Here is an 8,647-nt window from a genome sequence, read left to right on the forward strand (position 1 = left end):
GAGGTTGATCATGAACAATCATTCTAATGAAGAAAATACTGATAACTCTTCAGATAACAAAAAATCACCCGCATTCAAAGTTCTTGAATCCAATGCTGAAAAGTTCTTAATGGTATGGTGGTATGGGGCGTTAGCAAAAGCTGACCGTAGAAATACCCAACCTAAAGTTCATGTTGCTTTTAGGGAACTTCTGCAAGATTACACACCCACTGATAATTTTATTTTTATTGATGCCAATATAACAGATTTGGTGTCTTGGCCTATTGGCACAGTTTGGCATCATGAACGATTGGTTGACTATCTTCCCCAGGAAATACGGGAGTTTGATATTGACCATACAGATTTTAAACATACCTATGTTCAAGCATATAAGCGAGATGAAAAGACAGGGAGAATAGATCATTTCTTCTCAGACAAGAATAAATTTTATATTAATCCAAGCCAACGTGAGAATTGCATTTCTTTCTCCTTAAAGGATCAGGAATATAAGGAACTACTCGTACCTTGTTTTGAGTTTCTGGTGAGAGGATATGGGCTCTCTACAGAACTTCCCAGAATTCTGACAACATATGATGAGGCCGAAAGACATGAACGGCTCTACACCCCTCATCCAGAAGAAGAAAATACCTGGACGATCCTTATAGGTGATAGCCTCACAACAGATGATCATGTATTTATTGCCTACTATAAATACAGCGAATATACCCAGAATGCCGTAAGGATCTTATTTAGCAGTATTGCAAAACATGATGATTTTACTCAAAGAAACCATATATATCCTAAAGTAATGCCGTGGCATGAGGAAACGAGAAAAATTAGGGTTTCAGGTTTCTGTCTTCCTGATACCCATGCCTTTTTAGCCTTGACAATCCTCGGAATAGAATTACCTGATCAAACACTAATCAGACGCGTTCCAAAAGTAATTCACCGCGTTAAGAAACCTGTAGATGTTAACTCACCCAATCCTCCTCAATTGCAACTAGGTCCTGGTCAGATTAACGTATCTGAAGATCAAGGGGGGCGCAAACCATTATCACAATCGGTTATTTTAGGTCATGAATTTACCTGGTTAGGAACAGGACCAGTAGGAGAGAAAAGTAAAACAAAACATGAAAAAACCATCACCCAACCACAAAGAAAGAAAAACACAAAGGAAACAAATACGATTGGTACAGGGCAACCAGATAGCTCTAAAGACGTTCTTAATTCCCAAATCAAGCCGACTACTGATGAAGATAAGGCAACGGAGTTTGAAGCTCCAGATCATGGAAGAATTATGGGCCTTTGGAATGCTTGCTTAAAAGCACGCAGATTAAATCCCAGTATTGTCAATGCAGTACACTATTACACTTTTGAGGGAGAGTTTGATTTCAACGATAAACCAACTCTCATGGCCTTTATTACAGATTCAGAAGAGCAAGCACATATAAACTGGTGTTACGCTAATTCATCCAAGACAGCACTCCGTGGAGCATTGGTCATTCGATTATCTCTTGTAGGTTGCCCACCAGTTTATATTTTCGACATACAACCAGCGACTTATGTTTCAAGTATAGAAGGAGAAAGCATCTTCAAGGAACGTGGGCATGCCGGAGTAGTATTTAGGTCAAGGACCCTAGAACACTTTGAACAGTATATTTCTGATCTCATGGAGAGCTTGCCTTTATCTGAAGGATCTTATACAAAATCTCTCTTGAGCTCCAATATGGTTACACAATTATTTGTTTTTAGACATTCAAAATCTGCTGGTTTATCAGAGGGAGAATCCACTTTATTGAATGCTCTAAGAAAAATAAATATAACTAATATTAATTTTAAGTAAAATTAACTATTAAACCTTTTGTAATTGTAAATATAAAAAATTTTAACATATTAATCAATAGTTTAAAAACCATTTAGGCAAGAGATATTAGATAAAAATAAATAATCAGCACCCCCTTTTATAGTATTATCTATTGACATAATTTTTTTAAATTAATACGTTGAGAAAAAATGCGTAACGAATATACCCAATATGATGAAATTTTAACCAACATCAACCAACTAATTGATTTCTTAAACACACATGAAGTATTTGCCAAATTCCGATCACATTTAGAGAATGATTATTTGATTGCTCAAGAATTTGTAACAAATGTAAATATAAAAGAGCCTAATAATGTATCAGATGTAGAAGGAAGATCAGCATTAGGCGGTATGCATGAATTATATAAAATGATTTGGTCAGTCAAGGATTGCCAAGAATTTTACAAAATTATTCCTCATTTAAACTTATTAAAAGAATCAGCTACCAGAATTAATGCAGTTGTACCTATGATAAGCCCTGTAACGGGTAAACAAGATGATAGCAGCAACAAGCTTATTGAAACTATTATTGCTATGTTTGCCATCGCATTTGGTAATGATGTAGATTTAGATGACCCTGTTAAATCTTCAAATGGATTGAATCCTGATATCCTTCTAACATACAAAGGGAAGCGCATAGCAATAGCGTGCAAAACACTAAGAGGTTCATCTGAACAAACTATATTAAGCAATATCCAATCAGCCGCTAAACAAATTGAAAGAGCAGAATGTGATTATGGCTATATAGTAATTAATACAATGAATATCTTACCTCATGATTTAATTCATAATAACATATACGATAATATTCAAGTGCCTGCTAAAATTATTACAGCAGAACTTCATAATAAAATAGAACAATTGAAATCTACTGCTAATGATGAAATTTCAGAATTATTTAATAATAGTCCAAAAACAAGCCCTGTTATTTCATATTTCGTTCATTCTACAACTAAAATGCCAAACCCTTTTTCTGAATCAAATTCACCACCATCTTATGTAGCCACGATGTTAAAAAGCATTGTTGTTGATGAAATAGCAACCACACCAAACATTAATAATGATATAGAGTTCCTTGACTTATTGAATAATTTTATCCACCACAGGTTATAAATATAAGAAGGATTCCTTATGGAATCCTTCAAAATTATATATTTTCAATATCTGTCTGGAGCTATTGGTACCCAAAACTCCTCATTACATAATTTTATGTTAAAGCCATCATTTACTCTTATAAAATCTAAACTATTTATCTGAATACAAATAGACCTATCTAAATTATGAAAATACATCAATCCTAGCTGTATCCACTCTAGTTCATTAAAATTTTCCTTTGGTGCTTTCATGATGGCTAACATTTGTTTCTCCAATTTCTTCATGTTACTTTTTTCCATCATTTTATTATCAAGGCCCCATAACGTATTAAGGTTTGTATCATAATTCTTATTTAAAAAATTAAGAAAACCAACAATAGCTGAAGCTTGTCCTGGGAACTTAAATAAGTAATATTTTACATGCCACATTGTTGGTAAATCTAAACGGGATTGACTAACTAGCAGCATTAAAGCAGAAGCTGGTTTCATAGCTAAACGGGCAGAACGTATACTGGTCTTCCCTAAATCCATTTTATTTGTTAAAAACTGATAATAATTCTGAAGAATCTGGTTCGAAAGTGGTGAATTGGTGCATGAGTTTGCCAGTTTTCTCAATTGGTCATATTCAGAACAATGACATTTAGATTGTGTATCTATTTGTAGATGATGCACTGCAACCAACCAACGCACTGGTAGCTCATATTTGCGTAGATCGCTTGCTCTTAATCTGTGTAATAAAAGCTCATAATCTGGGATCTTATCCCTCCAAAGATCATTTGTTTTTTCAAAAAACTGAATGTGTTTAACAATTAGCAATGCAGCCTTATGCGGTCCGATCTCATGATCAAGCCAATTCATATAATCTTTAAAGTAACCTTTAAGACTAGGAGTCACTAGCGTTTGAACCAGTTCCTTAATCCTATTGCCCAATATTCTTCGCCACGAACATGATTCACAGTATTTCCCATATCCAGCAGGAATCTGTTGCTGACAGGTTAGACATTGAAATGGTGGACAGCTTAAACATTTTTTACACAGCATCTTTCCTGACAAAACATCCTGTTCAACCAACCTATATCTTCTACAACTTTGGCATGTCTGGTAATCACGGGTTGCACACTTCGGGCAAACTCTTAAATTATCCTCAAAACGGCTGATACGAGACAAACGTTGTGATGCCACACCACATCGCTCACAAGCTTGAAACTCTCTAAAATAAACTGAACAGCTATTACAAACAGGCCCTTGTTCCGTTATTTTGCCTATGGGGTAATCGATACGTTGACATCGAATACAGGGGCGATTAGTTTCACATTTTTGGCAAACAGCCAATTGATCAGTTTTGTGCAATCTTGAGCTTTTACCACATGATGGGCAATCCCGTTTTTTAAAAACTCGTACATAGCATTTATGGCAATAGTTACGCTGTTTATAGCGTCGGTGTATTTTTTCAACCACATCACCACATTCATCACACTGAGGCATGGCGTTTACCTCCAAGCGTCACCCTAATTTTCTTTTTAATCTCAAAAACTTTCGTATTACAGCCTCCTTACTTTTAGGTTTGAGGATATCAACCAATATTCTCTTTGGAGGGTAATTCCGATAAACCGAGCCTAACTGTTCTTCAATAGGTCTTAATATGGCTGGCAACTGGTTTCTCTTATCCCAAAATGAAGACCTATTCATGTTTAAAAATTGTGCTGTTTCAATAAATTTTTCTAGAGGAATAATGAGTAATTGATAAATACAGGAAAATAGCCGTTCTCTCTCGATAACTGGAAGTTGGCTAACAACCAATCCATTCGAGATAAGCTCAGAATGGGGTACCTGAATTTTGAGTTGTTCAAGAAAAGCCCATCCTTTTCCATTTAATGAACCAGCTAGAACTTTTCTAATAAATTGTGAAATTAACTTAATCACCATTAACCAATCATGTAGTGAAATCAACTTATCTTGATAGGTTGCACAGCCTTGTTCTAAGAATTGATCAAAGATTTTTTGAAATGCCAAGGCATGACAATCTATAAAATGTTCATTAACCTTCAATAAGCTTTTTTTACATATTGAACAGCAAGTCATAACCTGATCAGGGGCTTCAAGTCGTCTAGGTTGAATAGCATTATGGCAATGCGGACATTGATCATGTAAACGCTGATTATGTTTAATACAGCCTGTATGCCAGGCAAAGCGCCAAAGCAAACGGAAATAGGCAACATTATCCTCAGATAAACACTTAGGACAATATTGCCAGCCACCTCGATGCTTGCGGTTTCTTGTGCCTAATACCAGATACCATGAATCAAGGGTTCTATTATCCAAGTTATATTTAATTAAGAAATTGCGAAGCGTGGCAGAATCAAATTGGCTTTCATCAATTTTTGTTGTATTGACCAAGGCCCGTAAATGCTCTGAGCTTAAACCCCGATCTACATCTACAGACCAAATTCGCCATTTGGGCCAGAGTATCCCAGTTAGACTTAATGGGTCACAACCACTATCAAGTGCAGCACGTATCAACCATGAAGACAATGCCTCATCTTTCTGTAAAGTCGTGGGGATAAACCATGAATGGACTTCTGTTGTACCTATCATACCTAGTCCTCCACATGGCTTATTTCACACTTTCTAGCAAGCTACGGTCGATAAACTCCTGACCAGAAACAACAGCTTTCTTTGCAGCTTCCCGTAAAATCATTCGCAGATTACCTAAATTTCCATCGGTAATATCATGTAGATATTTTACTGTTGCTGGCTCAGCCAGTTTTGAAGCCTGTTTGAGTGGGAGAACTTTTTCAAACTTATTTACCATAGCCTGAAAGTCCTTATCTAGTTTCCATAAGGGCAAATTAACCACACGAAAACGGCTGACATGCTGTGGATCAGTACGCAGGACACTAATCGCTTCTTCTGTACCAAACCCAACAATGGGTATTTGTGTTTCATTACACAAATACTTAATTGCATTCATTACTGTTCTTTGCTTAATCGGGCTGCCACATAATAAAGAATTCATTTCGTCGATCATGAGGAGTTTTACCTCGTAAAGTTTAAGGCAATGGACCACTTGGTAACGTAGCTTCGCAACAGGGTCTCTTTCTCGAAAAGGAACCCAGAACTTATCAAGAATAGCCATATACAAAGCTTTTTCATCAGGTGAAACAGGTGCTTGCACAACAATTACAGGTTTTACTGCATTATTTTCTGCATTGACATAACCCTCCCCATACAGCTTAAAAAACTGATTAATAATTGAGGTCTTACCATTATTTGGCTTACTCAATACCAGTAAGTTGGGCATACGGCTCCGCTTCGGAAGTGTCAGGAATCCTTTCAATTGGTCTAGTAAGTCATTAGCTGCTGGATACCCAATCCATCGGTCCTCTTCTAGGAAGTACAGCCTGTCCTGATTAGACTGTTCCACAATAGGGCGAAACTCTTGAAAAACATGTGAATAGTCACTCATGAAATATCCTCATCATTTTCCAGTTCATCGAGAGGCAATAAACCATATACGCTTTCAAGCTGTTGCTCCAAAATCGTACTCTCTTGTTGAGGTTTTTTGCCCTGAATTGACGCAAGGTTAACACTATGTTGGTGTTGGGTACTGCGCTGATGTGATCTACGAGCCCGTCGAGTTTTAATGCTTGCTTCCTGAACACGTTCCCGAAGTTTAGCTAGAGCCTGTCCAAGTTCATGATCTTTTAGATATTCGCCAGTTTCCTTTTTTAGTTCCTGAATCTTTTTGTGTTCCCAAATACTAAATGGTGGAATACTTTGATCAGCTAACGGAACCTTAAAATAATTTTTGATTTCGGGATCAAAGAACCATATCTCACTAATATTTCTTGGGTCACGCCTAAAGATAAATTTACGTTTTTCCTTTTGATTATAATGATCTACAGCATTAATCCAACATCTTAGCATATCAGCATAGTAAGTAAGACTATCAATTGTTACACCTGTTGTTTGAATCGTCCTTTCAAAACTTGGTAGAAAATCAAGAAAGAAATTATGATCATTTGCAGGCAATCTGGCAGCTCCAGAACCTAACGTGTTTTTATCACCAAAAATACCCACCTCAAAAGCATGAAGTGGAGAGGTACCTAAAGCGGAGTGCTTTCTTTTATGGTAAACATTACAGATAAAATCAATCAACCAGTCCTCAAATTCGGAGAATGTGAAAACTGCTTCTTTATCTGAGTTGTAGCCTTTTCTTTCAAAAATATTTGAAAAAGTTGTTCCTGGAACTGCATGAATATCGGTTGCAAATGTTCCCATCAAACGTTCAATGTGACCACCAAAACGTGGTTTTTTAACTGGTCTGTATTCCAGACGAATGTCATGGGCCATACAAGCATTTCTGAAAGTTTCTGAGTGAAACTCAGGTCCATTATCGACATGAATAGTGTTCATAATTCCCCAGACAGGCCATTCAGCTTGTATCTTGCGCGAAGCTAGCCATTTCTCTTTAGGCAGTACTGCTTGAGAAACACTCATTGCAATCGACATAACAGAAGGAGCATCCAATGATAAGTAATAACCTACAACTACCCTCGAATAGACATCGATTGCCAATGTAAGAAAAGGTCGTCCAATAGGACGCCTGTTAAAATCATCAACAAGAATAAGATCAACTGGTGTATGGTCAATCTGTACGACAGCAAGTGGATAATCAGCATGAGGGAATTTCCCTGCGGCAGGTGTAAATTTGTTATCGGCTTTTTCCTTATGTCCCCTCTTACGAAGAGAATCCCTCTGGCTAATTGCACCAATACGGTTTCTTACTGTATTGGCATGAGGCACATCTAGGATATGGTATTCATGACATAAGCGTTTCACTTCAAGTACAACTTTTTGAATACTGATTCTTTGATTGGTCAGGTATAAATCCTTAATGGCTTTTTCAATGATTGCTTCAGCATGCTTATTAATTATCTTTTTGCCTTGGGGCAATCCCTCTTTTCTTGGTCGCAATCCATCAATAGTTCCATATACCTTATAAATTTTTAACCATCTATATATGGTGGCTGGATTTACATCATGTTCCTGAGCCCGCAACTCTACTTCCTTACGACCACTCACACCTCCCTCGATGAAAGGACGAATGATGTTGAAACGTCTTTCAGCCTCAATCCAGTCTTTATCAGCGATGAGCTCTAGATCTTCATGCTGTTCCACAGCTATTGACGGCCTTAATTCACTGATAGCCGCAATATTTTTCCTACCTGTATTATTGTTTTTAACAAAAACTGATTTCAGGTCAATGACTTCAATAATCGTATGAGGAATCCCTTTTATCTGAACAGGCTCCCCAGCAGCTATTTTGATATTCACACGTCTATCATTCATGACAAATTCCCACTTACCCAGAGCTCAGTAGATGGCTGTAAAGGTGCACTTAAATCGCAAACCAGATAACCATGAGCAACTAAATACCAGATTTGACTAATTCCATTTGCTCTGTCCCATTTGCCAAGAAAATGTCTGGCTAATAGAGTCTCAAAAGTTACAGCTCCTCGATCTCTCACATAATCCAGTAAGTGCTTTGAATCAGCAGGGGGAAATTCCATCTTTCGGTACTTTTGTAAAAACATGGCACTCGACCATAACTGGTCCCGAATACGACCCTCATGTGCAATATGAAATTTCCCCCCCTCTTCTTTACATACCCTCATGGCAGCACGATATCTAGCTTTCCATAGATG

Annotated in this window: 7 protein-coding genes; 2 read left to right on the forward strand and 5 right to left on the reverse strand. The window is 37.1% G+C overall.

Features of this window, described 5'->3' with window-relative positions:
* Positions 1-10 precede the first annotated feature (10 nt).
* Together B4F08_RS01550 and B4F08_RS01555 are read left to right on the forward strand one after the other, a co-directional pair.
* The gene (locus B4F08_RS01550) at positions 11-1,822 is read left to right on the forward strand and encodes a hypothetical protein (protein WP_291372693.1); all 1,812 of its coding nucleotides are present in this window, start codon (positions 11-13) and stop codon (positions 1,820-1,822) included.
* Positions 1,823-1,992: 170 nt separating this feature from the next.
* Positions 1,993-2,958: a hypothetical protein gene (locus B4F08_RS01555; RefSeq protein WP_291372695.1), complete on the forward strand. Its 966-nt coding sequence runs from the start codon at positions 1,993-1,995 to the stop codon at positions 2,956-2,958.
* A gap of 44 nt (positions 2,959-3,002) precedes the next feature.
* Here the strand turns inward: B4F08_RS01555 and B4F08_RS01560 are convergent, their stop codons facing one another.
* The 5 genes from B4F08_RS01560 to B4F08_RS01580 all read right to left on the reverse strand — a co-directional run.
* Positions 3,003-4,424: a hypothetical protein gene (locus B4F08_RS01560; protein WP_291372697.1), complete on the reverse strand. Its 1,422-nt coding sequence runs from the start codon at positions 4,422-4,424 to the stop codon at positions 3,003-3,005.
* An 18-nt stretch (positions 4,425-4,442) separates the two neighbouring features.
* Positions 4,443-5,534, reverse strand: coding sequence for a TniQ family protein (locus B4F08_RS01565; protein ID WP_291372699.1), 1,092 nt, complete (start codon positions 5,532-5,534; stop codon positions 4,443-4,445).
* A gap of 19 nt (positions 5,535-5,553) precedes the next feature.
* Complete coding sequence (locus B4F08_RS01570; protein WP_291372701.1) at positions 5,554-6,405, reverse strand: TniB family NTP-binding protein; 852 nt, start codon at positions 6,403-6,405, stop codon at positions 5,554-5,556.
* The gene (locus B4F08_RS01575) at positions 6,402-8,291 is read right to left on the reverse strand and encodes a Mu transposase C-terminal domain-containing protein (RefSeq protein WP_291372702.1); all 1,890 of its coding nucleotides are present in this window, start codon (positions 8,289-8,291) and stop codon (positions 6,402-6,404) included. Before B4F08_RS01575 ends, B4F08_RS01570 begins: the two co-directional genes overlap by 4 nt.
* On the reverse strand, positions 8,288-8,647 hold a 360-nt coding region (locus tag B4F08_RS01580; protein ID WP_291372704.1), incomplete at its 5' end, for a TnsA endonuclease C-terminal domain-containing protein. The genes B4F08_RS01575 and B4F08_RS01580, both read right to left, overlap by 4 nt.

The sequence above is a fragment of the Acinetobacter sp. UBA6720 genome (assembly GCF_002454215.1).
Lineage (GTDB): Bacteria > Pseudomonadota > Gammaproteobacteria > Pseudomonadales > Moraxellaceae > Acinetobacter.